The organism is Pseudomonas lactucae, from assembly GCF_036688725.1.
GTDB classification, from domain to species: domain Bacteria; phylum Pseudomonadota; class Gammaproteobacteria; order Pseudomonadales; family Pseudomonadaceae; genus Aquipseudomonas; species Aquipseudomonas lactucae.
Genome location: NZ_JAQQPT010000009.1, coordinates 193,941 through 220,838 on the forward strand (window position 1 = coordinate 193,941; position 26,898 = coordinate 220,838).

Genomic DNA, 26,898 nt, shown 5'->3' on the forward strand with positions numbered 1-26,898 from the left:
GCGGGTCAGAACGGTACGGCGACGGTCAACTGGCTGTACAGGTTGGTGCCGTTGCCGACGGTCTGGTTGCCGCCGCTGGTGGCGTCCTCCTTGGGTTTGTAGAGGCCGATCAGCGGGGTGATGATCAAGTGCGGGTTGACCGCCCACTCGGCATACACATCGAGCTCCTGTGCATTGAGGTTCAGCGCATTGCTTTTGCGCACGGTGTCGAAGTCGAAGTACAGCGCGCCCAGGGTAAGATTTTCCAGGGGCATGGCCTTGAGACCCAGGTGCTGGATGCGGGTGTTGCTGTTGAACGGCCCGGCATAGTTACCGGCGACTTCACCCTGCAGCCAGGTGCCGTAGCCGGCGCTCAGGCCGGTGAACAGCGAATCCCACTTCTGTGAATAACGGGTGTAGCGATAGGTGACCTTCGGCGTCCACGCGACATCGGCGAAGGTATAACCGGCTTCGCCGTACCAGGCTTTTTCGGGTCCGCTGTCCTTGTCCTGCCAGGCATACTCGAACGCCAGGTTCACGTTCGGCAGGCCGGCGTCGCCCTCACCGCGTACGCTGTAGACATTCATGCCCTTGCGCTGGCGCTGAAAGTCACTGGCCCAGCGGTCGTTGACATCGATGCCATGCACCCAGGTCAACCCCAGGGTGCCGGGCTTGGTGGTGTAATCCAGCGTGCCGGCGGCAACTTCGCTTTCAGCCTGGGCGCGGTTGTCGGACTTGAGCCACAGCAGGCTGCCGTGCAAGCCGTCCTTGCCGCCCAGGCGCAGGAACGCGGTCTGATCGAAGGCATGCCGCGCGGCCAGGTAATACGCCCCGCCGCGGTTCAGCGCGCCATCGGCCGGGCCCTTGCCCAGGTTCGGGCCGTCGTCGTTGATCAGGAAGCCGCTGCCCAGCTTGACCACCTGGCGCCCACCGGAAATATCCACGCCGTCCTGGCCCAAGGCCGGAAACAGGTCGCCGGAGCGCCAACCCAGGTAAGCATCTTCGATCTTGGTCGTGCGTTCGTTGCCAAGGGTGTTGCCGGCCGGGTCACCCTCCCCCCAGGTGGCGGAACTGACCAGCGCGAAGGCGCCATAGGCGGTGCCATTGCCGGCCAGGGATTGGTCGCCGCTCAAGCCATACTTGATGAAACCTTCGCGCCAGGTCGAACCACCCGACGTACCGTCGTAGTTCTTGCGGCTGTTGAACATGCCGAATACGGCGGTCATGTCCGCATTGAGATGGCGGCTCTCGTCGCTGTACAGTTCGTAGGCCTGAGCCTGACTGATCGCGCAAAGCGTCAACGTACACGCCAATGTGCCGCTGAGAATTGAAGTGGCTGGATACCGCATGATCGAAGCTCCTCGGGATGCGCCTTTAAAGGCTGTCTTAGTTATTGGGCATAAGAGAGGCGCAGCGTTGCTGCGCCAGGTAGGCAGGGCTTACTCAGCAGCACGCTTATTGACGAACAGCAGCTGTTGACCGGTGAACTCGAGCAGCCCCTCCAGGCCGAACTCGACGCCGAAACCGGACATCTTGCTGCCACCGAACGGGGTATTGGGCTGGATGCGCGCGTGACAATTGACCCACGCCACACCGCTTTCCAGGCGGCCGGCCAACGCCTGGGCCTGCTCCACATCCGGCCCCCATACCGAGCCGCCCAGGCCCATGTCGCCGGCGTTGGCGCGGCTCAGCACCTCTTCGACATCGCGGTAGGCAATCAGCGGCAACACCGGCCCGAACTGTTCCTCGTCGACCAGGCGCTGGCCGTCGGTCACATCCGCCACCAGGGTGGGTGGGTAAAAGAAGCCGGGGCGATCCAGCCGTGCGCCGCCGCACAACACCCGCGCCCCTTGGGCCCGGGCATCCTCGACCAACGCCTCGACCAGCTTGAGTTGATCGAGGTTCTGCACCGGGCCAAAGTTGACGCCGGGCTCGAGGCCGTCGCCCACCACCTGACGCCCCGCAATCAGCGTCAAGGCATCGGCAAATTCCTGATACTGGGACTCATGGATATACAAGCGCTTGAGCGCCGCGCAGGTCTGGCCCATGTTCAGAAACGCCGCCTGGAAAATCTCTTCGGCCACCTGCGCAACCGGCGTGCCCGGCAATACGATGGCAGCGTCGTTGCCGCCCAGCTCCAGGGTCAGGCGCTTGAGGTTAGTGGCGGCGCCACGCATTACGCTCTGGCCGGTGGCGGTGGAACCGGTGAACACGATTTTCTGGATACCGGGGTGCGCGGTGATCGCACTGCCGAACCCCTGCTCGCCGGTCACGCAGTTGATCACCCCCTTGGGCACATGCCGCGCAATGATCTCCACCAGGCGCAGGGTGCTCAGCGGCGTCAGGCTCGACGGTTTGCTGATCACGCAGTTGCCGGCCCTCAGCGCCGGCATGATGTGCCATACCGCGATCATGAACGGCCAGTTCCACGGTGTGATGGAGGCCACCACTCCCAGCGGCTTGCGGTGCAGTTCGACGCGCTGGCTCGGGGTTTCTTCCACCAACTCCACGTCGATCTGTTGCCCGGCAGCGTAGCGGGTCCAGGCGGCGGCCCCCATGACTTCGGAAAACGCCAGTTCCAGCGGTTTACCTTGTTCACGCACGATCAGCCGGGCCAGTGCGTCGGCGTCCTGCTCGATGTCATCGGCAATCGCGCCGAGGTGCTCGCACCGCAGCGCATGCGAACGGTGGCGCCACGTCTTGAAGGCGGCCTGGGCGGCGTTCACCGCCGCGTCCAATTGGGCCAATGAGCCGGCCGGGCATTGCGCGAAGACGACGCCGGTGGCGGGATTGATCACATCAAACTGCCCGTTTTCACCGGCAACCTGGACTCCATTGATAAGCATTGTGTAGTGCTGCATGTGGAAGCTTCCTTTAACGCAGACGAGCCGTGCCGTGCGACGACAACTGAGCTCGCAGTAGGTGTAGGGGTGGAACGTGCCTTAGAGCTTGTGGCTGCCCAGGGCCAGGAACCGCTGCGGCGAAACCTTGCGCAGGCGCGCCGCCAGGTAGACGCCGGCCAACAAGGCCGCAGGAATGACCGCACACAGGCCGTAGGACAAAAGCTGGCTGGCACCGGTCAGCACATCGAAATGCACCACCGCCAGCACCAGCACCATCAGCAAGGCCAGGCAGGAGAAAATCGGCAGGATGCGCCCGCGCCAGAGGCCGACCTTGAGCTCGGGATGCCGATGGAAGTACACGCACACCGCGACCGAGGTCATCGCCATCAGCAAGATCACGCACAGGGTGGCCAGGTTGGAGAACCAGGCGAACAGCTGCAGGATCGGATCGGCGTCCATCGCCGCGAAAATCAGCACCACTACCGCGGCGATCAGGCTTTGCAGCGCCGAGCCCATGTGCGGGCTCTGGTGCACACGGTGGGTAGTGCCCAGCAGGCTGTGCAGCAAACCATCACGCCCGATGGCGTAGAAATAACGCGCAGCGGCGTTATGAAACGCGAGCAGTCCGGCATAGATGCTGACCATGAACAACACCCGAATGATCTGGGTCAGGTGTGGCCCGACAAAGTGGTCGGACATGCCGTAGATAAACGTGGTTGGGTCCTGCAGGGCTTGCAGCATCGGCACGATCTTGTCCGCGCCCACGCCCACCACCATCGCCCACACCGAGAGCGCATAGAACCCGCCGATCAGCAGCACCGAGCTGTAGGTCGCAATCGGAATCGTGCGCTGCGGGTCTTTCGCCTCCTCACCATAAATGGTGGTGGCCTCGAAGCCGATGAAGGCGGCAAAGCAGAACAGCAGACCGATCGACGGCGTGCCGCTGAATACGTGCTGGCTGCTGAAGGAATCAAGGTTGACCCCGCTGTCGCCACCGGTCTTCAGAATGGCGAAATCCAGGGTGAGGATCGCCAGGTATTCAGCGATCACCACCACCGACAAGACCCGCGCCGACAGGTCGATCTTGCGGTAGCCGAGAATCGCAATACTGGCCATCGCCAGCAGCGAATAGGACCACCAGGGCAATACCAGGCCGAAGACACTTTCCATGGTGCCGCTGACCACGCCACCGAACATGCCATACAAGGCAATCTGCAGAATGTTGTAGGCAAACATCGCCAGCACCGCCGCCGAGCCGCCGGCCAGGCCGCCCAGGCCACGCGAGGTAAAGGCGTAGAAACCGCCGGCGTTGGTGACATGCCGCGCCATGGTGGTGTAACCCACCGAGAACGCCATCAGCACCGCCAGCGCCAGCAACAGCAACGCCGGGGTACCGGCGCCGTTGCCCAGCATGATGCCGATCGGGAAACCGCCGGCAATCACGCTGAGCGGACTGGCCGCCGAAATCACGAAGAAGATGATGAAGCCGACACCCAGGGCGCCACGCTTGAGCTCCGTAGAGCCATTGACCGGCATTATTACACTCATGTTATTGACCTTATTGTATGAGGCAGTCGCTGTGGGGTGGCGCCGATTCAGCCGCTATCGGTGCCGGGTAGCGCTTTTATTCTGGAGATTGCACGCTGGATTCGATCCTATGCCCGCCCTCGGAAGCCTCGCTATCCCAAATCGGTAACATCGCCGCCAGTGCCCCAAAACAGGTCGCCGCGCCGCCACACTCCCCGCCGATTTGGGATAGCCGCGTGCAGATCCCGACCTGCATGCTAGGTTCAGGCGTCCTCTGCCCGGCTGTCGGCCAGTGGTGTCAAGCGCCGGTCAACCCTTGGCCAATGCCTATGCTGAAAACGTGGCGCAGGCCGATGCACTGACAACCCCAATAAGAAATCGGTAGCCCACGCCAACCGATGATCGATCAACACGCTGTTCACCCGTGAGATAGCCCAATGTTCGACACCCTCTCCATTCGCTTGAAAATAGTCTTGTTGTCGGGCTTGTGCCTGCTGGGCGTGATCAGCCTGATCGTCGGCATGAACCTCTACCAGAGTAGCCAGAACAATCGGCTGATCAGCACCTCAAGCACTCGGATGCTCACGGACAGTGGCGAGAACCTGCTGCAGGCCAAGGCCGCCGAGCAGGCAAGCAACCTGCAGCGGGTGTTCGGCAGCAGCTTGCAGATCATCAGCGCCTTTGCCGACCAGGCAGCCAACCTGCGTAGCATGGCCGCCCAGCGCGGGTTGGCCGCCACGACCCTGCGTGAAGAACTCAACCAGGGGCTCAAGACAACGTTCGACCGCAACCCGCAGGTACTGGGACTTTGGCTGGTCTACGAATCGAATGCGCTGGACGGTAAAGACGCCGAGTTCGCCAACGACGCCGCACGCGCCTCCAACGAAAACGGACGCTTTGCCAGCGCCTGGAACCGGGGCGCCGGCACAGCGGTGAATATCCTGATCCCCGAAGCCGATTTGCAGAAAACCGAACTGAGCATCAGCGGCACGCCTTACAACAGTTGGTACACCTGCCCGCGCGACACCCGACGCACCTGCCTGATGGCGCCCTACGCCGACACTCAGGCCGGGCAGGTGCAACTAATGACCACCTTGTCCATACCCTTGATAGTGGATGGCAAGGTGATCGGCACCCTCGGCGTGGACCTCGCGCTCGGCGCCCTGCAAGCCGCCGCCAGCGATGCCCAGCGCGCGCTGTTCAACGGTTCGGGGCGCATGCTGATTGTCTCCGACAGCGGCGTGCTCGCCGCTTACAGCAGCGATGCCAGCCAGATCGGCAAACCCATCAGCGCGCCGCTGGCGCAGGAAGGCCAGGCCGTGCTCAGCGCGCTGGCACAGAAACAACCAACCGTGCTGGCCCAGGATAAATCGATACGCGCGGTCTACCCTGTCGCGCCGATCCCCGAGGCGGCGCCGTGGGGCGTGGTCATCGACCTGCCCAGGGATGTCTTGCTGGCCGACTCGGTGAAGCTGCAATCCTTGCTTGACCAGACCCAGACCCGTGACACCCTGGTGTCGCTGCTGGTGGCCATCGGTGCCGGGCTGCTGGGCCTGCTGTTGATCTGGCTCACCGCGTCCGGCGTGACGCGCCCGATCAACAGCGTCGCGCAGATGCTCAAGGCGATTGCCAGCGGCGACGGCGACCTGACTCAACGGCTCGATTACCGCAAAAAGGACGAACTGGGCGAGCTGGTGCAGTGGTTCAACCGCTTTCTCGACAAGCTGCAACCGACCATTGCGCAGATCAAGCAGAGCATCACGGATGCCCGTGGCACCGCCGACCAGTCCTCGGAAATCGCGCGGCAAACCAGTGAAGGCATGCAGGTGCAATTTCGCGAGATCGATCAGCTGGCAACCGCCTCCAACGAGATGAGCGCCACGGCGCACGAAGTCGCCAGCAGCGCGTCAAATGCCGCCCAGGCAGCCCGGGGTGCCGACCAGGCGTCCCAAGAGGGCATCAGCATCATCGAACGCAGCACGAAGGACATCAACGCCCTGGCCGATGAGGTCAGCAAGGCCGTGGCCGAAGTCGAAGCACTGGCGGTCAATAGCGAGCAGATCGGCTCGGTGCTGGAGGTGATCCGCAGCATTGCCGAACAAACCAATCTGCTGGCGCTCAACGCCGCGATCGAGGCCGCGCGTGCCGGCGAAAGCGGTCGCGGTTTTGCGGTGGTTGCCGATGAAGTGCGCAACCTGGCCAAGCGCACTCAGGATTCGGTGGAGGAAATCCGCCAGGTGATCGAGCGCATCCAGACCGGCACGCGTGGCGTGGTCGCCGTCATGCACTCAAGCCAGGCGCAGGCCCAGAGCAACGCCAGGCAGATCCACCATGCCGTGCAAGCGCTTGGCAAAATCAGCCAGGCGGTGACGGTGATCAGCGATATGAACCTGCAGATCGCCAGTGCGGCGGAGGAACAAAGTGCGGTGGCCGAGGAGGTCAATCGCAACGTTTCGACCATTCGCGGGGTGACCGAGACGCTGACGGAACAGGCTGCCGAATCGGCGCAGGTCAGCAGCCAGCTCAATGCTCGGGCCAATCATCAAATGCAGTTGATGGACCAGTTCCGCGCCTAGACTGCGGCGGCGCCAGGCTATTGATGCGCCATGGTGGGCGGGTATTTCAGGCGCGCGCGCAGGCGGGAATCGCAGCACGCGCGGTTTGGGAGGGCAACTCGGCGAACAGGGCGTGGTACTCCTCGGCAAAATGGCTGAGGTGATAGAACCCCCATTGGGCGGCGGCATCGCCGATCGAGAGATGGGACGCGGCGGTCGACATCAAGGCACGGCGCACCCCATTGAGCCGCACCGAGCGCAGGTAGTTCAGCGGCGTGGTCTCGGCCACCGCGCGAAAGCTGTTCTGCACGGTGCGTCGACTCACCTGGAGGCGCTCGCACAATTGGATCACGCTGGGCACGTTGAGCATCTCGGCGGTGGTCAGCCGGTGGCATTTCTCGACGATGAAACTGCGAGTGGAACTCGGGCTACGCTGCTGCTTGTCACAGGCCGGGTCGGTGAGCAGCTGCATCAACTCATCGAGCAGAGCCTGCTCCAGCCTGGGCTCACACCCGCTGTCGGGCGCCTGGTCGGTCACCGCCAGGGACAGCATCGCCAGCAATCGCCCTCGGGCCTGGGCAAAGCGCTGCGCGCAGACCCGGATCACCGGCTGACGCAGCAACCGACTGATCTCCTTGGCCGACGCCGTGTGCGCCAACGCCTGCTCGAACCATTCGCGCTCGAACGTGACGGACAACAGCTCCATGCCCATCGGCATATGGAACATGAACTCCTCGCCGCCGTGCAGAAAAAACAGGCTGCTGCCGTCCACCTCGCGACCCTGCATGCGCGTCGAACCCGGCACGCTGATCGGCACGGCAAAGCACATCTTGCCGCGCGGCGCCACGCCGTGCTGCACCACGCGCTGGTTGATCTGCTCACGGAACACGTGGCAACGCGCGGTCGTCAGTTGCATCAAAGAACTTTCGGCCAGGCCGGCGGTTAACTGGCTGTAGTCCTGGCTCCATTCCTGAACAGTGGCCGCATGTACATGGATATCGCGAAAGTGGCTGACATGGTGGTTTGTCATGATGCGTAAAACCTCTGTCGATATCAGGTTTTTAGCCCGCAATGTTTGCGATATTCCCACACAGAAAAAATATTGCAAAATTCTTTCTGCCATTGGCCATTCGTCGACTACGGCGCGCTTTTCCCTGCGTCGATTTGCCGATTCGGGCTAACGGTCAAGGCCCCACCGTGAGAATGATCGGCACACTGAAAACCGTCAGCCAGAGAGTTCGTCATGAGTGAGTCCAAACTAGAAGCCCTGCATTTCGCGGATGCCCCGCGCATGATTTCCAAAACCCTGCCCGGCCCCATGACCCGCGAGGCGTTGGCGCTGTCGGCGCGTACGGAGTCGATGGCGCGCGGCGGCGGGCGCATGCCGATCGCGATGGACCGCGCGTTCGGCGCGACCTTCAAGGACCCTGACGGCAACACCTACATCGACTTGTCCGCGGGCGTGGGCGTCAGCAGCGTCGGCCGCTGCCACCCGAAGGTGGTGCAGGCCATCCGCGACCAATCCGAAGTGCTGATGCACGCCCTGGAAATCAACAGCACCCGCCGCACCGCGCTCGCAGCCAAACTTTCCGAGATCGCGCCCGAAGGCCTGCGCGGCGACTGCATCACGTTCTTTACACAAAGCGGCAGCGATGCGTTGGAGGCGGCAGTCAAGTTCGCCAAACGTATCACCGGGCGTCACCAGATCCTCGCCTTCCACGGCGGCTACCACGGCGTGTGGAACGCCTCTGGCGCGCTCACCACCGGCACGGCCTACCGCAAGGGCTACGGCCCGATGATGGGGGGCGTGATCCATGCGCCCTACCCCTACGCCTACCGCTTTCCTTTCGATACCACGCACCGCAGCGCCGAGCAGATCGCCGGCGACTACGTGGATTACCTGCTGAACAGCCCCTACACCGCCGCCGATGACGTGGCCGCCGTGATCGTCGAACCGGTGCAAGGCGAAGGCGGCTACGTGCCCCCCTCGCCGGAGTTCCTGCAACTGTTGCGCAAAGCCTGCGACCGCGCCGGCGCGCTGCTGATCGTCGATGAAGTGCAATCCGGCGCAGGGCGCACCGGCAAGATGTGGGCGGTGGAGCATTCCGGCGTGAAGCCCGACATGCTCACGTTCGGCAAGGGCATCGGCAGCGACCTGCCGATGGCCGGGCTGATCATGCGCTCGGACCTGGCGGCCGCGATTCCCGACGGGTCGATGCCCAATACCTTCGCTGCCAACTCGCTGTCCGCGGCCGTGGCGTTGACCAACATCAGCATCCTGCAAGACCCGGAACTCGGCCTGCTTGAACGCGCCCACACCCTGGGACTGGAAGCGCAGGCACACATACGCGGTTTCAATAGCCGATGGGTGGGCGAAGTGCGCGGCCGTGGCCTGATGATCGGCATCGAACTGGTCGAAGACGCCGCCACCAGGACGCCGCTGGCGGGCGAAAAAATCGGCCGGCTCATGGGCTACCTGATGAACCACGGCGTGCTGATGATCCCGTGCGGCCGCTACGGCAACGTCATGCGCGTGATGCCATCGCTGACGATCCCGCGCGCGATGTTCTTCAAGGCGCTGGACATCTTCGGCGACGCCCTGGCCTCCCTCGAGGCATGAGGTATATGCCTCCTGCTCATCACCCCTGGACACTCACATGAATCAACACCTGAACCACTTCATCCAAGGCGCGCCGCGCGAAGCCAGCGACGGTGGGCGCATCCCGCTCATCGACCCCGTGACCGAACAGACATACGGCAGTTGCGCACGCGGCACCGTCGACGATGTGGAACGTGCCGTGGCAGCGGCACACGCCCAGCTTGAGGGCGGAGATTGGAGCCGGCTCGACGGCGCCCAGCGTGGTCGACTGCTGTCGAAACTGGCCGACCTGGTGGAGCGTGACAGCGAGGTGCTGGCCGACATGGACGCCAACGCCATCGGCCGCTCCCCCCTCGAACCACGCCGGATGGACCTGCCCAATGCCATCGCCAACCTGCGCGCCGCCGCCGGCTGGGCCAACCAGCTGGAGGGCCGCACCATCCCTACCGGCGGTTACTTCGGCAGCAAGACCCTCTCGTACACGGTGCGCGAACCCGTGGGCGTAGTAGGCGCCATCGTGCCGTGGAATTCACCGCTGATGATCACCGTGTGGAAGCTCGCCGCACTGCTGGCGGCAGGTTGCACCGTGGTCGTCAAACCCGCGGAAGAGACCCCGCAGTCGGCCCTGCACCTGGCGGTACTGGCGCAGGAAGCGGGCTTTCCGGATGGCGTGATCAACGTGGTCACCGGCTACGGCGCGCAAGTGGGCCGCGCCCTGTGCGAGCACCCACACGTCGCCAAGATCAGCTTCACCGGCAGCCCCGAGGCCGGGCGCGAGATCCAGCGCACCGCCGGTGTGCTGTTCAAGCACGTAGCGCTGGAGCTGGGCGGCAAGAGCCCGCAGATCGTGTTCGACGATGCGCCATTCGATGACGCGTTGTTCGGCTGCGCACTGGGCCTGTTCGTCAACCAGGGGCAGATCTGTGCCTCCGGTTCGCGCATCCTGGTCCAGCGCAGCCTGGCCGAACGCTTCGCCGCCGCACTGGCCGATGCCGCACGTGCGGTCAAGGTCGGTGACCCACGCGAGCCCGACGTGCAAATGGGACCGGTGGCCAAGAAAGCGCAGTTCGACCGCGTCAACCGTTACATCCAGCTGGGTATCGATCAGGGCGCAACGCTGCTGGCCGGCGGGGTCTCCACCCCTGGGCAAGGCTGGTTCGTACGCCCGACGATCTTCGCCAACGCGCGCAACGACATGGCGATCGCCCAGGACGAAATCTTCGGGCCGGTCGGCACGGTGATCACGTTCGACAGCGAAGCAGAGGCCGTGGCCCTGGCCAACGACTGCGCCTACGGCCTGGCGGCCACGGTCTGGACCACCGACCTGGCACGCGCGCACCGCGTGGCCGCGCAGGTCAAGGCCGGCGCCATCGGCATCAACTGCTGGAGCCCACTGGACGCCAACCTGCCCTGGGGTGGCGTCAAGGCCAGTGGTCTGGGTCGTGAAGGCGGGTTTGGCGGCGCGCAGGCCTACACCGAGGAAAAAGTCATCACCGTGCTGCTGCCCGACTAAGCCCACGCCCCACCCAGCCACCCTGCGGCCCTCTGCCCGCGGGGCGGCCATCCAACCGTGCATTCCTCACGCCTTTGATGATCAATGGAGAGCCTGCGATGAACCCGATAGATCAACCGACAATAGATCGGTATCCGACCTCCCTGCGCGTCTTGCACTGGGTCCGTGCCGTACTCATCCTGGGCCTGCTCTGGGCGGGCTGGCACATGACCGGCCTGAACGACGAAGTGGCAAGCAAATACGAGCTCTATTACCCCTGGCACAAATCCTTCGGCGTGCTGACGTTTTTGCTGGTGCTCACCCAGATCGCCCTGCGCTGGCGAGCACCGAGCATTCCGCAACCGCTGGAAACCCTGGCCCCGCACGAACGGATGTTGTCCAGGCTCACGCAACGCGTCATGTATGCGCTGTTGGTGATCGTGCCGTTGATGGGCTACTCCATGTCGAGCACTTACACCATGAGTGACGGGGTGTTCTTTTTCGGAGTGAACCTGCCGGAGCTGCTGCCCAAAAATGACGCCTGGTTTGTCGTCTTCCAATGGCTGCACAAAATACTCGCCTATACCCTGCTCGGGCTGATCGTGCTGCATGTGGTGGGTGCCCTCAAGCATCGGTTTTACGACCGAGACCCTCGTAACGATGTTCTGCGCCGCATGCTCTGACCGGATGAGGCGTTGGCGCAAGATGCCAACGCCTCGCGCGTACGCTGGAGGAAAATTTGCCGTGGCCAATCGTAAGGAGGGGAATACAGCGCAGCGGTAGACACACCCATATGAAAATGGATGAGTAAGAAATGATAAAAAGGCTGTGCCAGCGGTGTAACCGTGGCTGGAGATGGATGCCAGTGAAATGCTGCAGACGAAAAAAAGCCCGCTCAATGAGCGGGCTTCTTGTGGCGACCTGATGTTCAGCGTTCCAGGTAACCGAATATGGCGCAGCGGACGGGACTCGAACCCGCGACCCCCGGCGTGACAGGCCGGTATTCTAACCGACTGAACTACCGCTGCGCGTAACACATGAAGCGAATGGTGGGTGATGACGGGATCGAACCGCCGACCCTCTGCTTGTAAGGCAGATGCTCTCCCAGCTGAGCTAATCACCCTTCGTCTCGGTGTGGCGCGCATTCTACGGAGCGACCCAGGGTCTGGCAAGCACTTTCTTAAATCTTTTTTTGAGGCCTTCCAATGGCTTAGGCAGGGTTGGCCTGAGCCGCTATCAAGAGAATAATGCTCCCCTTTGTATAAAGGAGAGACTCACCCCATGTGGTTCAAGAACCTGCTTATCTATCGCCTGACCCAAGATCTGCCTGTTGATGCCGAGGCGTTGGAAGCGGCCATGGCCACCAAGCTGGCGCGCCCTTGTGCAAGCCAGGAGTTGACTACTTACGGTTTCGTCGCGCCGTTCGGTAAAGGCGAAGACGCGCCCCTGGTCCACGTCAGCGGCGACTTCCTGTTGATCGCCGCACGCAAGGAAGAACGCATCCTGCCGGGCAGTGTCGTGCGTGACGCGCTCAAAGAGAAAGTCGAAGAAATCGAGGCCGAGCAAATGCGCAAGGTCTACAAGAAGGAACGCGACCAGATCAAGGATGAAATCATCCAGGCCTTCCTGCCGCGCGCGTTTATCCGTCGCTCGTCGACCTTCGCCGCCATCGCGCCGAAACAAGGCCTGATCCTGGTGAACTCGGCCAGCCCGAAACGCGCCGAAGACTTGCTGTCGACCCTGCGTGAAGTGATCGGCACCCTGCCGGTACGCCCACTCACGGTGAAAACCGCACCGACCGCAATCATGACCGACTGGGTCACTACCCAGAAACCGGCGGATGATTTCTTCGTGCTCGACGAATGCGAACTGCGCGACACCCACGAAGACGGCGGCATTGTGCGTTGCAAGCGCCAGGATCTGACCGGCGAAGAGATACAACTGCACCTGACCACCGGCAAGGTCGTGACGCAACTGTCCCTGGCCTGGCAAGACAAGCTGTCCTTCATGCTCGATGACAAGATGACCGTCAAGCGCCTGAAGTTCGAAGACCTGCTGCAAGACCAGGCGGAACAGGACGGCGGCGACGAAGCCCTGGGCCAACTGGATGCCAGCTTTACCCTGATGATGCTGACCTTTGGCGAGTTCCTGCCGGCGTTGGTTGAGGCACTGGGCGGCGAAGAAACGCCACAGGGTATCTAAGCCGTGTGAAGATCAAAATGTGGGAGGGAGCAAGCCCCCTCCCACATTTGATATGTGTTTCAACTTCAAGAATCTAACAACAAGGACACCCCCATGCGCGCACTCGCCGCCATGAGCCGCTTCGTCGGCAATACCTTCGCCTACTGGGTGTTGATTTTCGCTGTCGTGGCCTTCCTCGAACCCGGCTGGTTCATCGGCCTGAAAAGCGCCATCGTCCCGCTGCTGGGCCTGGTGATGTTCGGCATGGGGCTGACCCTCAAACTCGACGATTTCGCCGAAGTCGCCCGCCACCCCTGGCGCGTGGCGTTGGGCGTGGTTGCGCACTTCGTGATCATGCCGGGCGTGGCCTGGGTGTTGTGTCAGGTGTTCCACCTGCCGCCGGAAATCGCCGTCGGCGTAATCCTGGTCGGTTGCTGCCCAAGCGGTACCTCGTCCAATGTGATGACCTGGCTCGCGCGCGGCGACCTGGCGTTGTCGGTGGCCATCGCCGCCGTCACCACCCTCCTCGCCCCGCTGCTCACCCCGGCGCTGATCTGGTTGTTGGCCTCGGCCTGGTTGCCGGTGTCGTTCATGGAGTTGTTCTGGTCGATCCTGCAAGTGGTACTGCTGCCGATCGTGCTCGGCGTGGTTGCGCAGCGCCTGCTCGGCACGCGGGTGCGCCATGCGGTGGAGGTGTTGCCGCTGGTGTCGGTGATCAGCATCGTGATCATCGTTGCGGCGGTGGTTGCCGCCAGCCAGGCGAAGATTGCCGAATCGGGCCTGCTGATCATGGCCGTGGTGATGTTGCACAACAGCTTCGGTTTTTTACTGGGTTACTTCACCGGCCGCGTGTTCAAGCTGCCTTTGGCGCAACGCAAATCGCTGGCGCTGGAAGTGGGCATGCAGAACTCCGGGCTGGGCGCCGCATTGGCCAGCGCGCACTTCTCGCCACTGGCGGCGGTGCCGAGTGCGCTGTTCAGCGTCTGGCACAATATTTCCGGGGCGTTGCTGTCGACCTACTTCCGGCGCATGAGCGAAAAGGAAGACCGCCGCATTTTGGAGAACACCCCGCAAACTTGATCGCCCGATCCGTTTTCGGCACTCTACGCGCTTCGCGGGGACGACCTCGCGACGCCAATGCGCGTTGACTCCGGGGACGACCCCGCCTGAAGAAGCGAGGTCATCATGTCCTGGATCATTCTGTTTTTTGCCGGGTTGTTCGAAGTCGGCTGGGCCGTGGGCCTTAAGTACACCGACGGCTTCAGCAAGCCGCTGCCCACCGTCCTGACGATTGTCGCCATGGCTGTCAGCCTCGGGCTGCTGGGGCTGGCGGTCAAAGAGTTACCGCTGGGCACCGCTTATGCCGTGTGGACGGGTGTGGGCGCCGTGGGCACGGTGATCGCCGGGATTATCCTGTTTGGCGAATCCATGGCGCTGTTTCGGCTGGCCAGTGTGGCGTTGATTATTTGCGGGTTGATTGGGCTCAAGATCTCCACTTAAGCCACTACCGCCATCGGGAGCAAGCTCCTCCCACATTCTGAATGTATTCACAAATCAAAATGTGGGAGGGGGCGGTGCGACGGTTCGACTTGCTCCCGATGAGGCCACTCCTCCAACACAGAACTACCTGACACTCCCCCGCAAACCACCCACCACAGCCTGCAACTGCGCAGGCGTTGCAGCCTCCACAGCAAGCGGCTCACCCGCCACCAACACCACCCGCGACCAGATCCTGCGCAAGAACCCCTTGTTCGGATCGCGACTGAAGAAACTCCCCCACAACCCCTGCAACGCCATGGGAATCACCGGCACCGCGGTTTCTTCCAGAATGCGCGTCACGCCGCCACGAAACTCGTTCATCTCGCCATCGGTCGTCAATTTGCCTTCCGGGAAGATGCACACCAGTTCACCTTCCTTCAGATACTGCGCAATCCGCATGAAGGCCTTTTCGTAGATCTGGATATCTTCATGGCGCCCGGCAATCGGGATCGCTCCCGCCGTGCGAAAGATAAAGTTGAGCACCGGCAAGCGATAGATTTTGTAGTACATGACAAAACGAATCGGCCGACGCACCGCGCCGCCGATCAACAAGGCATCGACGAATGACACGTGGTTGCACACCAGCAACGCCGCGCCTTCATCCGGAATGGCCTGCAGGTTGCGATGCTCCACGCGGTACATGGAATGGCTGAGCAGCCAGATCATGAAGCGCATGGTGAACTCGGGGACGATCTTGAAGATGTAAGTGTTGACCGCGATGTTGAGCAGCGACACCACCAGGAACAGCTCGGGGATCGACAGCTTGGCCACACTCAGCAACAGGATCGACACCACCGCCGACACCACCATGAACAACGCGTTGAGGATGTTGTTGGCCGCGATCACCCGGGCTCGCTCGTGCTCGGCGGTGCGCGACTGGATCAGCGCGTACAGCGGCACGATATAAAAGCCGCCGAACACACCCAGGCCGAGGATATCGAGCAACACCCACCACGCCTGGCCATAACTCAGCACGGCCAGCCAGTCATTGGCCTGCACGTTCTGCGGGAAACCACCGGAGTGCCACCACAGCAGCAGGCCGAACACCGTCAAGCCGAATGAACCGAACGGCACCAGGCCGATTTCCACCTTACGCCCGGAGAGTTTTTCGCAGAGCATCGACCCCAATGCGATGCCCACCGAAAACACCGTCAGGATCAACGTCACCACGGTCTCGTCGCCGTACAGCCACTCTTTGGCATACGCCGGGATCTGCGTCAGGTAGATCGCCCCGACAAACCAGAACCACGAGTTACCGACGATGGAGCGCGACACCGCCGGCGTCTGCCCCAGGCCCAGGCGCAAGGTGGCCCAGGATTGACTGAAGATATTCCAGTTCAGACGCAACCCTGGGGTAGACGCCGCCGCCCGCGGAATACTGCGGCTGGCCAGGTATCCCAGCACGGCCACGCCGACAATCGCTACCGACACCACCGGCGCGTACTGCGCGGACGACATCATGACCCCAGCCCCAATAGTGCCGGCCAGGATCGCCAGGAACGTGCCCATCTCCACCAGGCCGTTGCCGCCCACCAACTCATCGTCACGTAGCGCCTGGGGCATGATCGAGTACTTCACCGGGCCGAACAGCGCCGAGTGCGTGCCCATGGCAAACAGCGCCAGCAACATCAATTCCAGGTGATTGGTGAGAAAGCCCGTGGCGCCCACGGCCATGATCACGATCTCGCCGATCTTGATCGCACGGATCAACGCGTCCTTGTTGAATTTCTCGCCAAACTGCCCGGCCAGCGCCGAGAACAGGAAGAACGGCAGGATAAACAGCAAGGCGCACAGGTTGACCCAGATGGAGCGGTCACCGTCGATGGTGAGTTTGTAGAGAATCGCCAGGATCAACGACTGCTTGAAGATGTTGTCGTTGAAGGCACCCAGCAACTGAGTGACGAAAAACGGCAAAAAGCGCCGCGTGCGCAGCAAGGTGAATTGTGAGGGGTGGCTCATCGTCCGTGTTCCTGCGTGGCCTGAAGGCTTATAGATTGTCAGGCCACGACTTTACCTAATCCCGCTTACTTATTCCCTAATCCTGCAATGCACGGAGAAACAAAAAGCTCACCTTTGTAGGCGCCCTGCACGGTGCGCTTGGCCACGACCAGCCACATCAATGCCAACGCCACCACCAGCGCACTGCCCGTTACACTGAAGAACCCCAGGTGCAGCACGTTCGCCAGCTTCAGCGTGGCCAGGGCATAGACACCCAACGGGAAGGTAAAGCCCCACCAACCGAGGTTGAACGGAATACCGGCGCGCAGGTAGCGCAGGGTAATCAGCACCGCGATCAGCATCCACCACAAGCCAAAGCCCCACAGGGTGATGCCCGCCACCAGGCCCAGGCCATTGGCGATCTCACCGATGCCGGGCATGCCATTGGCGGCGAAGATGGCGGGCGCATCGCCCCCCAGCAACAACATGCCAAGGGCTCCGGTGCCGATGGGGCCGAGCGCCAGCCAGCTCGACGCGGCCATATTGGCGTGGGGCAGTTTGTGCAGGGCCATGCGCAGCATCAGGATGGTCAGGATGCTGAACGCCACCGGCAGAGAAAACGCCCACAACACGTAGCTGGTCACCAGCATCACCAATTGCCCATGGGCGTCTGCCAGGTGTGGCGCGAGCAAGCCACCGCTGGCCGCGGCGACTTCGGCGGCGACCACCGGCAACAGCCATACGGCGGTCATCTGGTCGATGCTGTGTTCCTGGCGGGTGAACATCATGAACGGGATCAACACGCCGCAGGCCACGGCCATGGCTACGTCCAGCCACCACAGGGCTTCGGCCAACGGGATCACATCAGCGCCCCAACGCGGCAGGCCGAACAGCAGCAAGCCATTGAGAATGGTCGCCAGGCCCATGGGAATGGTGCCGAAAAACATCGAAACCGTGGAGTGCCCGAAGATCCGGCGTGCCTCGTGAAAAAACATCACCCAACGCGCGGCATACAAGACGCTGAACAGTGCGAACAGGCCAGTGGTAAACAGCCACAACGTTTCGGCAATCGCGTGCAGACCTGGCAGATTGAGCGGCAATTGCGCCAGGGCCAGCGCCAGCACACCCGTGCCCATGGTCGCGGCGAACCAGTTGGGCGTGAACTGGCGAATCACTTCCCGGGGTCGGGTCAGGTGGCTGAAGGGTTTGTAGCTGATGGTATTCGAGCAAGTCATGATGGCAATCCTCTTCCTCGCATGAGGTTGAGGCCATGGTAGAACCTGATCGAATATCTATATAACGGGTAATATCTCTAACTGTTATCTGTTTTACCAATAAGCGCTAGACACTGCCTTCGCTTTCAATCACCAGAATCCTCGCCGGGCCTTGGGGATGCGCCACATGTTCGGTACCGATACCGGCATAGAAAATATCCCCCACCGCCAGCTCTGCCACCTGCTCGAACCCCTGGTCGCGGTAGTGCATGTTCACCCGTCCATCCAACACCACGAAGACTTCTTCTCCGTCGTTGATGTGCCAGCGATACGGCTGGTCAGTCCAATGCAAACGGGTGGTGATGCCGTTCATGTTGGCGACATCCAGTGCCTCCCAGGCACGGCTGCCGGTGAAGTCCTTGCTGCGGATGATCTTCATGCTTGAATCTCATGGCTTTTTAAGTCGCCGATTATTACCGGATCAATGGCTGGATGTCGCCTTGCGCCTGGAAGAATCCTGCACCAGCAGCGCGACCAAGGCACTGAGTGCCAGCACGATCAGCAATACGCCATACGCGTCGGTAGTGGCAATCAAACCCAGGCTGCGGATCAGATTGCCCGCCAACAGTGACGGCACGCAGAACGCCAGGTAACTCAGCACATAGAACGCCGACATCAAGCCCGCCCGTTCGTGGGGCAAGGCCAGCGGCACGACACTGCGCACAGCCCCCAGGAACCCCGCCCCGAAGCCGCTGCCGGCGATCAGCGTGGCGATGAAAAATAACGGCAGGCTGCCGGCATGCACAGCGCCGAGGATCAACGCCACGCCCATCGCAAGCAGCCCGGCTCCCAGGCGCAGGACCTTGTCGGCCGGGCGATTGCGCAGACTGTAGATCATCAGCGCACCGCTCAATGTCAGCACGGCCACCAACCCGCCACCGATCAGATTGGACGTGGAGCCGGTCGCCGCCCGCACCAGCGACGGCGCGAGGGACAGATAAAAACCACCCATGGCCCATACCGCGACGTCCACCGGCAATGCAATCCACAACGCGCGGCGGGCCTGGGCCGGCACGTGCAAGGTGGGCCACAGTGACGCCAACGCCCCAGGCATGCGGCTGACGGTTTCCGGCAGGCGCCACACATACAAGGCTTGCAACAGCATCAAGCTGAACAGCACCGCGTAAATCAAGGTCGTCGGGAACGGTGCAAACTCCACCAGCAGGCTGCATCCCATTGCTCCGCAGGCCATCCCCAACAACGGCGCCACGCTGTTGATCAGCGGCCCTTGCTGGCGATCGGTATCGAGCAACGCCGCCCCCAGCACCGCCGTGGCCATGCCGGTGGCAAAGCCCTGCAGCGTACGCGCGGCAAGCAACCAGGCCACGCTGGACTCATTGATAAACAGCAACATCGCCAGCATATTCAGGACCAGCGCGGCAAACATCACCGGTTTGCGCCCCAGGTGATCCGACAACGAACCCACGGTCAACAAGGCCGCCAACAGGCTCAACGCGTACACACCAAAGATCAGCGTGAGCATGCCCGCCGAAAAATGCAGGCCCTCCTGATACAGGTGGTACAACGGCGTCGGCGCGCTGGACGCGGCCAGGAACGTCAGCAAGGTGATCGCCAGGAACACCAGGCTGGAACGCTGAGAAGGAAGATTGGGCATAGGCACACTCCGCTAAAGCTAATATTTTGCTTTTGTAGAGTGTGCTACTGGCGAAGGCTTAAAGCAAATTCTTTGTGTTAAGGTCATAACATGGCGATTAAAGAAGGCCTCCGCCCGGGGGGCCGTAGTGCCCGGGTACAAGAATCCGTTCATTCGGCCGTGCGTGAGCTGCTGCAAGCCCATGACCGTTCCAGCGTGACCGTGCCGATGATTGCCGCACGTGCGGGCGTCACGCCGTCAACCATCTACCGGCGTTGGGGCGACCTGTCGGTGTTGCTCGCCGACGTGGCCCTGGCGCGCATGCGCCCCGACAGCGAACCGGCCAACACCGGCAGCCTGCGCGGCGACCTGCGGGCCTGGGCCGAGCAATACCTGGATGAAATGAGTTCGGAGCCGGGGCGCAACATGATGCGCGACGTGCAATGCAGCGTGACCCCGGGGTTTTGCGTGAGCATCTTGAGTGGGCAGTTGCAGGCGATTGTCGATCGCTATCCCGCCGAGGCGGCGCCAAGCGTGGACCGCTTGATCAACCTGCTGGCGGCGCCGACGGTGTTTCGTATTCTGTTCTCCAGTGCGCCGCTGGAAGTAGAAGAACTGCACAAGCTGATCGAGCTGGCGCTGAAGTCATAAGGCCTTATACAAAACCAAATGTGGGAGGGGCTTGCCCCTCTCACATTTTTTTACCGCATTTAGATCAGTACTTACGTACGCATCCCGCGCCCACTCACCAATAACCGCGCGCAACCGATATACAGCACCACCGTGGCCACGATCATGAAGGTGATCGCCACGCTGATCTTGATATCCGACACGCCCAGGATGCCGTAGCGGAAGGCGTTGACCATATGCAGCACCGGGTTGGCCAGCGATACGGTCTGCCAGAACGGCGGCAGCAGGGTGATGGAATAGAACACCCCACCCAGGTAGGTCAGCGGCGTCAGCACGAACGTCGGGATGATCGAAATATCATCGAAGTTGCGTGCGAACACGGCGTTGATGAACCCCAGCAGCGAGAAGATTGTCGCCGTCAGCACCACCACCAGAATGGTCAACCCCAGGTGATGCACCTGCAGGTGAGTGAAGAACAGCGACAGCAAGGTCACGATCACACCGACCATCAAGCCGCGCAACACGCCGCCCAGGGTGTAGCCGATCAGGATGGTATGCGGCGACACGGGCGACACCATCAGTTCCTCGATGGAACGCTGGAACTTGCTGCCAAAGAAGCTGGAGACCACGTTGCCGTAGGAGTTGGTGATCACCGACATCATGATCAGGCCCGGCACGATGTACTCCATGTAGGTGAAACCACCCATGTCGCCGATCTGCCGGCCGATCAGATTACCGAAGATCACGAAGTACAGGACCATGGTGATCGCCGGCGGCAGCAGGGTCTGTGGCCAGATCCGGGTAAAGCGCTTCACTTCACGGTAGACGATGGTTTGCAGGGCGACGAGGTTGGGCTGCAGTTCGGAACTCATACCGCCACCTTCGTCAGATTTTTCTCCACCAGGGACACGAACAACTCCTCAAGGCGATTGGTTTTGTTACGCAGGCTCAGCACCTCGATGTTCTGGGTAGCTAACTGCGTGAACAGCGCGGTGATGCCCATGGCCTTGTCCACCTGGACTTCCAGGGTATGGCCGTCCACCAGGCGACTCGGGTAACCGAGCAGTTGCGGCGCCGCCGACAGATCGTTCTTCAGGTCGAGCAGGAAGGTTTCCACATGCAACTGGCCCAGCAGATTACGCATGCTGGTGTTCTCGACGATGGTGCCGTGGTCGATGATGCCGATGTTGCGGCACAGCTGCTCAGCCTCTTCCAGGTAATGGGTGGTGAGGATGATGGTGATGCCCTTTTCATTGAGTTCGGTGAGGAAGGTCCACATCGAGCGACGCAGCTCGATGTCCACGCCGGCGGTGGGTTCGTCGAGGATCAGCAGGCGTGGTTCATGTACCAGTGCGCGCGCGATCATCAGGCGACGCTTCATGCCGCCGGACAGCGAACGCGAAGGCACGTCGCGCTTGTCCCAAAGGCCCAGTTGGGTCAGGTATTGCTCGGCGCGCTCCTTGGCGATTTTCGCCGGGATGCCGTAATAACCGGCCTGGGTCACGACGATGTCGAAGGTCTTTTCGAATTGGTTGAAGTTGAACTCCTGGGGCACCACGCCGATGGAACGCTTGAGCGCCGCGGGGGATTTATCCAGGTCATGACCGAAGATATTCACCGTGCCGCTGGTCTTGTTGACCAGGGTGGAGAGAATACCGATGGTGGTGGATTTGCCGGCGCCGTTGGGGCCGAGCAAGGCGAAGAAGTCACCTTCGGCAACGTCCAGATCGATACCACTCAGGGCCTGGAAACCGTTGCCGTAGGTTTTGGTTAGCTGCCGGATGGACAGAGCGGAACTCATATCGGATTACGCACCAAAGAAGGGAATAGAAAGGATAGATGAGGGCGCAGCACAGGTAGTTCAACCGGCGATGCATGGCGGGCATGGTGCGTGCCCGCATCACACAAGTACAGTCACCCGTATTAATAGTAGGTATTAAGTCAACGCAGTCATCACCGTTTTGCGGTAGGCCGGGCGTTGTTGCAGACGCTGGTACCAGGCTTCCAGATGGGGCATTGCAGGGCGCTCGATGGGCATTTCAAACCAGGCGTAGATGAAACAGCCCAAAGGAATATCGCCCATGCCAAACACGCTGCCGGACAGGTAAGGCTGCTCGGCCAGGGCCTGCTCCACGGTCGCCAGCGCATCGATACAGGCCTGGCGCCCGGCATTGATGCTGTCCCAGTTCTGTTGTTCGGCCGGGGTACGCACCACACCCCAGAACACGGCTTTGAACGGCTCGGCCAGGGTCGAAGTGGTCCAGTCCATCCACTTTTCGGCGCTGGCCCGGGCTTGCACGTCGCTCGGGTAAAACGCCGACGCGTGCTTGGCGCACAGGTAACGCACGATGGTGTTGGATTCCCACAACACGAAGTCACCGTCTTCGATCACCGGCACCCGGCCATTGGGGTTCATCGCGCGATATTGCGGCGTATCGACCACACCGAAAGCTCCGCCCGCATCAATTGCTTCATAGTCCAGGCCGAGTTCCTCGGCGCACCACAGTGCTTTCCTGACGTTTGACGAATTTTTACGACCCCAGATCTTCAGCATGACCGCGCCTTATTGTGGATGAACATGGCTTGATGAACGCAGCAGCATACGCCGGTTCACACGCCGCTTGAATCGCTCTGTAGATCTCCCAGCACGGTCGGCATCGTTTCGGCAAACAGGTGTGGGTAACATTTCTGAAGGTGCGCGAAGAAGAATTCCTCTGGCACGTCGGCAAATTGCCCATGGTCCACCACGTACTCCATCGAACGCCGGCCCTGGCGGTTGAACGCATGGAATACGCTGTCATTGACCCCATCGAACTCCAGCGGCGGCACGTCGAACACCTCGCACAATTGGCTGTTGAACGCAGGCGTGGCCTTGACCCAGCGACCGTTCAGGTACAGCTCGGTGTAGCCGTGCATGGCAAACACATCACTCTTGAGCAGCGCGAGCAGGCGCGGGGTCGACAGATGATTGCGCACATCCGCCAACCCGATGCGCGCGGGAATACCGCAGTGGCGGGCGCAGGCAGCGAGCAAGGTGGCCTTGGGCACGCAGTAGCTTTCGCCGGTGGCCAGGGCGAAGCTGGCGTTCAACGTGTCTGGATCGCGGCTGAAGGTGTAGGGGTTATAACGCACGGCCTCGCGGACGGCGACATAGAGACTGACTGCCTGGTCACGTAAATACGCGCTGGTTCCGCGATGTTTTTCGGCGAACTCCACCACCGCAGGGTGGTCACTATCGATGAAGCGGCTGGGACTCAGATACCTTTCCATGAGCTTTATCTCCAAAGCAAGCCTGGAGTTTAACGACCGGCCTGCCCCGGAGATAACGACGATTCGGCCAAATGTCGGCGCCTGCCGATCGTTGCCTCTCGTACAACTCGTTACACCCTGATCACCGCGCTTTCTCGGATGCCGACTAAGCTCCTTGGTGGTTTCGCCCTGGTTCACGGAGGATTGAATATGCTGTTGTTGTGGATACTGGTTCTGGTGGTCGGCGTTGCTTACCTGGCACACCGCCGCACCGCGCCCCTGCCCGCCTTGGGCGTGGTCGCCGTCTACCTGTTGGCGATGGGCGCCTGGAGCCATGCCCCGGGTTGGCTGCTGCTGATCTTCTGGGTGTTGATCGCCGTGATCGCGGTGCCCCTGTTGCTGCCCGACCTGCGTCGCCAATACTTCACCAAACCGCTGTTCAGCTGGTTTCAGAAAGTCCTGCCGCCAATGTCCGAAACCGAGCGCGACGCCATTGACGCCGGCACCGTATGGTGGGACGGCGAGCTGTTCAGCGGTCGCCCCGACTGGGACAAATTGCTGGCCTACCCCAAGGCGCAACTGACCGAAGAAGAACAGGCCTTCATTGACGGCCCCACCGAAGAACTCTGTGCCATGGTCAGCGACTGGGAAATCGGCCAGGCCATGGACCTGCCGCCCGCCGCCTGGGAGCACATCAAGACCCACGGTTTCTTCGCCCTGATCATTCCCAAGGAATACGGCGGCAAGGGCTTCTCTGCCTACGCCCACTCCCAGGTCGCGATGAAGCTGGCCACCCGCAGCGGCGACCTGGCGTCCACCGTGATGGTGCCCAACTCACTGGGGCCGGCCGAACTGCTGCTGCACTACGGCACCGAAGAACAACGCAACCACTACTTGCCGCGCCTGGCGCGTGGCGATGATATTCCCTGCTTCGCCCTCACCGGCCCGCTGGCCGGCTCCGACGCCGGCGCCATGCCCGACACCGGCGTGATCTGCAAAGGCGAATGGGAAGGCCAGGAAACCCTCGGCCTGCGCCTGAACTGGGAAAAACGCTACATTACCCTCGGCCCGATCGCGACATTGCTCGGGTTGGCGTTCAAAGCGTATGACCCCGACCACCTGCTGGGTGACGAGGCAGACCTGGGCATCAGCCTGGCATTGATTCCCACCGATACCCCCGGTGTGGAAATCGGCCGCCGCCACCTGCCACTGGGCGCCGCATTCATGAACGGCCCCAATTCCGGCAAGGACGTCTTCATCCCCCTGGACTACCTCATCGGCGGCCAGGACATGCTCGGCAAGGGCTGGATGATGCTGATGAACTGCCTGTCGGTGGGCCGTTCGATTTCCCTGCCGGCGGTCGGTACCGGCGCGGCCAAGTTCACCAGCCTGGTGACCGGCCAATATGCCCAGGTCCGCGAACAATTCAACGTGCCGCTGTCGGCGTTCGAAGGTATCCAGGAAGCCCTGGCGCGTATCGGCGGCAACGCCTGGCTGATGGACAGCGCGCGCATGCTCACCGCCAATGCCGTCGACCTGGGCGAAAAACCCTCGGTGCTGTCGGCCATCCTCAAGTACCACCTCACCGAGCGTGGCCGCGAGTGCATCAGCCACGCCATGGACGTACACGGCGGCAAGGGCATCATCATGGGCCCGAACAACTACTTGGGCCGCAGCTGGCAAGGCGCACCGATCTTCATCACCGTGGAGGGCGCGAATATCCTCTCGCGCAACCTGATGATCTTCGGCCAGGGCGCCATCCGCTGCCATCCGTTCGTACTCAAGGAAATGGCACTGGCCGGTCGTGAAGACCGCGACCAGGCCCTGAAGGAGTTCGATGGCCTGCTGATGCAACATATCGGCTTTGCCGTGAGCAACGCCGCCAGCACCCTCGTGCTGAACCTCGGTATCGGGCACTTCGAGAAAGCGCCGGGCAACCGCTTGAGTCAGGGCTACTTCCGCGCGCTCAATCGCCAGGCCGCCGCGTTCGCCCTGCTCGCCGACTTGAGCATGATGCTGCTGGGCGGCGAGCTGAAACGCCGCGAACGCCTGTCGGCACGCCTGGGCGATGTGCTGAGCCATATGTACCTGGCCTCGGCGGCACTCAAGCGTTACCACGACCTGGATTCGCCGGACCACCTGGAACCGCTGTTCACCTGGGCCATGGAAGAAAGCCTCGGCGAATCGGAGCGTGCCCTGGATGAATTGCTGAGCAACTTCCCGAACAAGGTGCTCGGCTGCCTGCTGCGGGTGATCGTGTTCCCGTTCGGCCGCCGTCATACCGGGCCGTCCGACGCATTGGACGCCGAAGTAGCCGCCGTGATCGGCCGCGCCAAGGGCGATCCGACCCTGGAAGAACTGCTCGCCGGCTGCTACCGCCCGCAATCGGCAGAGGATCCGGTCGGCGCCCTGCAACACGCCTACGACCTGCTCGGCGCCAGCCATGGGTTGCAGAAAAAGCTCCACACCGCACTTAAAAGCGGCCAGATCAAACCAGGTGCCGGCGAACATGCCATCGACGCCGCCCTGAACGCTGGCGTGCTGCAACCGGCCGAAGCGCAGACCCTGCGTAACGCCGAAGCGGCGCGGCGCAAGGTGATCGACGTGGATGATTTCAACAAGGAAGAACTGACCCAGGCACAGGGCAAAGTCCGCTGAGTCGAGCGGTCATATAAAAACGGGCGCGAGGGGCATATACTCTCGCGCCCGTTTTTGCTTTAGAGGACTTATCTCGTGTCCAACGTCGTTGCCGATCATCTCGTCTTGCTCGACCACCTGCGCAGCATCCTGGTTGCCGTCGGCGAAGCCGAACAGGTACCCGAGGAGAGCCACACCCTGTTCCTGGAGCGCTTTGACGAATTGCGCGCCCTGCTGCCGATCGACCCGATCGAGAGCCAGTACCTGGGCCAGGACCTGATGAGCCAGGTCATCCTGCGCTACACGCAAATTGCCCACCTGGTGCCGCGCGACCTGCTGTGGTTCTTTGGCGGCGATTGCCTGCACTTCATGCCCGACGAAGAACTGGACCTGTACCAGGCCCTGGAAGAGCGTCGCCATGAAGCCGAATTGAACGACGAACCGTTCGACTGGAACCAGGAAAAGCAGCTGCTGGCCATGCCTCAGGATCAGAGCAAGCACTGACTCACCCGTCTTGAGGTGAGCGGGCTTGCCCCGCGCTGCATAGGTATGAACCTGTGGCGAGGGAGCTTGCTCCCGTGACGGCCTGATAGCCGACGAGTCTCTAACTGATGCCCTCGATCCCAAATGTGGGGGCTTGCTCCCGATGGCGGTCTGACAGCCGACCAGGATGTTGGATCTGACCGAGTACATATCCATTCCTGCGGTAACGGCCACTTAGGGTTATGCCCTTACGGCGTGTCACTTTTGGAAAAGAGCCCGGAATGCCGGCCCAGCCAAAAGTAACCAAAAGGGCTCTTGCCCCAACACTCGGCACCTCGCCTAGGCTCGGTGTGCCCTCACTCCGGCCAGCGTGTTTGA

22 protein-coding genes, 2 tRNA genes and 2 pseudogenes are annotated in these 26,898 nt (G+C 61.8%); 12 read left to right on the forward strand and 14 right to left on the reverse strand.

The window, feature by feature from the left end; translation table 11 throughout:
- Positions 1-5: 5 nt before the first annotated feature.
- The 3 genes from V6M90_RS12780 to V6M90_RS12790 all read right to left on the reverse strand — a co-directional run bounded on the left by V6M90_RS12780 (position 6) and on the right by V6M90_RS12790 (position 4,370).
- Entirely contained in the window at positions 6-1,328 is a 1,323-nt protein-coding gene (locus tag V6M90_RS12780) for an alginate export family protein (RefSeq protein WP_003172897.1), read from the reverse strand.
- Between the two features lie 90 nt (positions 1,329-1,418).
- On the reverse strand, positions 1,419-2,840 hold the full coding sequence (locus V6M90_RS12785) for an aldehyde dehydrogenase family protein (protein WP_141063690.1): 1,422 nt from the start codon (positions 2,838-2,840) through the stop codon (positions 1,419-1,421).
- Between the two features lie 81 nt (positions 2,841-2,921).
- Entirely contained in the window at positions 2,922-4,370 is a 1,449-nt protein-coding gene (locus V6M90_RS12790) for an APC family permease (protein WP_042944419.1), read from the reverse strand.
- Between the two features lie 1,022 nt (positions 4,371-5,392).
- On the opposite strand from V6M90_RS12790, the pseudogene V6M90_RS30185 reads away from it, so the two are divergent.
- Positions 5,393-6,067: pseudogene (locus V6M90_RS30185) on the forward strand (HAMP domain-containing protein); the annotation flags it as partial.
- A 336-nt stretch (positions 6,068-6,403) separates the two neighbouring features.
- Positions 6,404-6,925 (forward strand): annotated as a pseudogene (locus V6M90_RS30190) (methyl-accepting chemotaxis protein); the annotation flags it as partial.
- 46 nt (positions 6,926-6,971) lie between these two features.
- Here the strand turns inward: V6M90_RS30190 and V6M90_RS12800 are convergent.
- Positions 6,972-7,934 (reverse strand): helix-turn-helix domain-containing protein, encoded by a 963-nt coding sequence (locus tag V6M90_RS12800; RefSeq protein WP_305428927.1) that lies wholly within the window; start codon positions 7,932-7,934, stop codon positions 6,972-6,974.
- Here V6M90_RS12800 and V6M90_RS12805 point away from each other — a divergent pair.
- The 4 genes from V6M90_RS12805 to V6M90_RS12820 all read left to right on the forward strand — a co-directional run bounded on the left by V6M90_RS12805 (position 7,933) and on the right by V6M90_RS12820 (position 11,678).
- On the forward strand, positions 7,933-8,085 hold the full coding sequence (locus V6M90_RS12805; protein WP_157135710.1) for a hypothetical protein: 153 nt from the start codon (positions 7,933-7,935) through the stop codon (positions 8,083-8,085). The two genes, V6M90_RS12800 and V6M90_RS12805, sit on opposite strands and share 2 nt — an antisense overlap.
- Positions 8,086-8,147: 62 nt before the next feature.
- Positions 8,148-9,524 carry an aspartate aminotransferase family protein gene (locus V6M90_RS12810; protein WP_003172890.1) on the forward strand — a complete coding sequence of 459 codons (1,377 nt, stop codon included), beginning with the start codon at positions 8,148-8,150 and terminating at the stop codon, positions 9,522-9,524.
- A 37-nt stretch (positions 9,525-9,561) separates the two neighbouring features.
- Positions 9,562-11,016 carry an aldehyde dehydrogenase family protein gene (locus V6M90_RS12815; RefSeq protein ID WP_141063694.1) on the forward strand — a complete coding sequence of 485 codons (1,455 nt, stop codon included), beginning with the start codon at positions 9,562-9,564 and terminating at the stop codon, positions 11,014-11,016.
- A 98-nt stretch (positions 11,017-11,114) separates the two neighbouring features.
- The gene (locus tag V6M90_RS12820; RefSeq protein WP_078823859.1) at positions 11,115-11,678 is read left to right on the forward strand and encodes a cytochrome b; all 564 of its coding nucleotides are present in this window, start codon (positions 11,115-11,117) and stop codon (positions 11,676-11,678) included.
- 268 nt (positions 11,679-11,946) lie between these two features.
- Here the strand turns inward: V6M90_RS12820 and V6M90_RS12825 are convergent.
- Together V6M90_RS12825 and V6M90_RS12830 are read right to left on the reverse strand one after the other, a co-directional pair.
- A tRNA-Asp gene (locus V6M90_RS12825) sits at positions 11,947-12,023 on the reverse strand.
- Positions 12,024-12,042: 19 nt separating this feature from the next.
- Positions 12,043-12,118: transfer RNA gene (locus tag V6M90_RS12830), tRNA-Val, on the reverse strand.
- A gap of 158 nt (positions 12,119-12,276) precedes the next feature.
- On the opposite strand from V6M90_RS12830, the gene rdgC reads away from it, so the two are divergent.
- The 3 genes from rdgC (at position 12,277) to sugE (ending at position 14,676) form a co-directional block, all read left to right on the forward strand.
- Positions 12,277-13,197: a recombination-associated protein RdgC gene (gene rdgC / locus V6M90_RS12835; protein ID WP_003172886.1), complete on the forward strand. Its 921-nt coding sequence runs from the start codon at positions 12,277-12,279 to the stop codon at positions 13,195-13,197.
- Positions 13,198-13,290: 93 nt separating this feature from the next.
- Positions 13,291-14,256 (forward strand): bile acid:sodium symporter family protein, encoded by a 966-nt coding sequence (locus V6M90_RS12840; protein ID WP_003172884.1) that lies wholly within the window; start codon positions 13,291-13,293, stop codon positions 14,254-14,256.
- Positions 14,257-14,361: 105 nt separating this feature from the next.
- Positions 14,362-14,676 carry a quaternary ammonium compound efflux SMR transporter SugE gene (gene sugE, locus V6M90_RS12845; protein ID WP_003172883.1) on the forward strand — a complete coding sequence of 105 codons (315 nt, stop codon included), beginning with the start codon at positions 14,362-14,364 and terminating at the stop codon, positions 14,674-14,676.
- A gap of 123 nt (positions 14,677-14,799) precedes the next feature.
- Here the strand turns inward: sugE and V6M90_RS12850 are convergent, their stop codons facing one another.
- The 4 genes from V6M90_RS12850 to V6M90_RS12865 all read right to left on the reverse strand — a co-directional run bounded on the left by V6M90_RS12850 (position 14,800) and on the right by V6M90_RS12865 (position 19,542).
- Positions 14,800-16,674: an MFS transporter gene (locus V6M90_RS12850; RefSeq protein ID WP_332846618.1), complete on the reverse strand. Its 1,875-nt coding sequence runs from the start codon at positions 16,672-16,674 to the stop codon at positions 14,800-14,802.
- A gap of 65 nt (positions 16,675-16,739) precedes the next feature.
- The gene (locus V6M90_RS12855) at positions 16,740-17,888 is read right to left on the reverse strand and encodes a TDT family transporter (RefSeq protein ID WP_003172881.1); all 1,149 of its coding nucleotides are present in this window, start codon (positions 17,886-17,888) and stop codon (positions 16,740-16,742) included.
- 106 nt (positions 17,889-17,994) lie between these two features.
- Positions 17,995-18,306 (reverse strand): cupin domain-containing protein, encoded by a 312-nt coding sequence (locus tag V6M90_RS12860; protein ID WP_003172880.1) that lies wholly within the window; start codon positions 18,304-18,306, stop codon positions 17,995-17,997.
- Between the two features lie 42 nt (positions 18,307-18,348).
- Positions 18,349-19,542, reverse strand: a complete 1,194-nt coding sequence (locus V6M90_RS12865) for an MFS transporter (protein ID WP_003172879.1) — start codon at positions 19,540-19,542, stop codon at positions 18,349-18,351.
- Positions 19,543-19,632: 90 nt separating this feature from the next.
- Here V6M90_RS12865 and V6M90_RS12870 point away from each other — a divergent pair, with 90 nt between their 5' ends.
- Complete coding sequence (locus tag V6M90_RS12870) at positions 19,633-20,172, forward strand: TetR/AcrR family transcriptional regulator (protein WP_332846619.1); 540 nt, start codon at positions 19,633-19,635, stop codon at positions 20,170-20,172.
- A 71-nt stretch (positions 20,173-20,243) separates the two neighbouring features.
- Here the strand turns inward: V6M90_RS12870 and V6M90_RS12875 are convergent, their stop codons facing one another.
- From V6M90_RS12875 to V6M90_RS12890, 4 genes are all read right to left on the reverse strand, one after another.
- Positions 20,244-21,023 (reverse strand): ABC transporter permease, encoded by a 780-nt coding sequence (locus tag V6M90_RS12875; RefSeq protein WP_003172877.1) that lies wholly within the window; start codon positions 21,021-21,023, stop codon positions 20,244-20,246.
- Positions 21,020-21,952, reverse strand: coding sequence for an ABC transporter ATP-binding protein (locus V6M90_RS12880; protein ID WP_003172876.1), 933 nt, complete (start codon positions 21,950-21,952; stop codon positions 21,020-21,022). The genes V6M90_RS12875 and V6M90_RS12880 overlap by 4 nt, the downstream gene beginning before the upstream one ends.
- Positions 21,953-22,087: 135 nt before the next feature.
- Positions 22,088-22,705 carry a glutathione S-transferase family protein gene (locus V6M90_RS12885; protein ID WP_141063697.1) on the reverse strand — a complete coding sequence of 206 codons (618 nt, stop codon included), beginning with the start codon at positions 22,703-22,705 and terminating at the stop codon, positions 22,088-22,090.
- Between the two features lie 56 nt (positions 22,706-22,761).
- Positions 22,762-23,421 carry a transglutaminase-like domain-containing protein gene (locus V6M90_RS12890; RefSeq protein WP_003172874.1) on the reverse strand — a complete coding sequence of 220 codons (660 nt, stop codon included), beginning with the start codon at positions 23,419-23,421 and terminating at the stop codon, positions 22,762-22,764.
- Positions 23,422-23,610: 189 nt separating this feature from the next.
- Here V6M90_RS12890 and V6M90_RS12895 point away from each other — a divergent pair, with 189 nt between their 5' ends.
- Entirely contained in the window at positions 23,611-26,058 is a 2,448-nt protein-coding gene (locus V6M90_RS12895; RefSeq protein WP_332846620.1) for an acyl-CoA dehydrogenase, read from the forward strand.
- A 75-nt stretch (positions 26,059-26,133) separates the two neighbouring features.
- A complete protein-coding gene (locus tag V6M90_RS12900; RefSeq protein ID WP_332846621.1) occupies positions 26,134-26,541 on the forward strand; it encodes a PA2817 family protein in 408 nt (135 codons plus the stop codon).
- Positions 26,542-26,898: the final 357 nt, after the last annotated feature.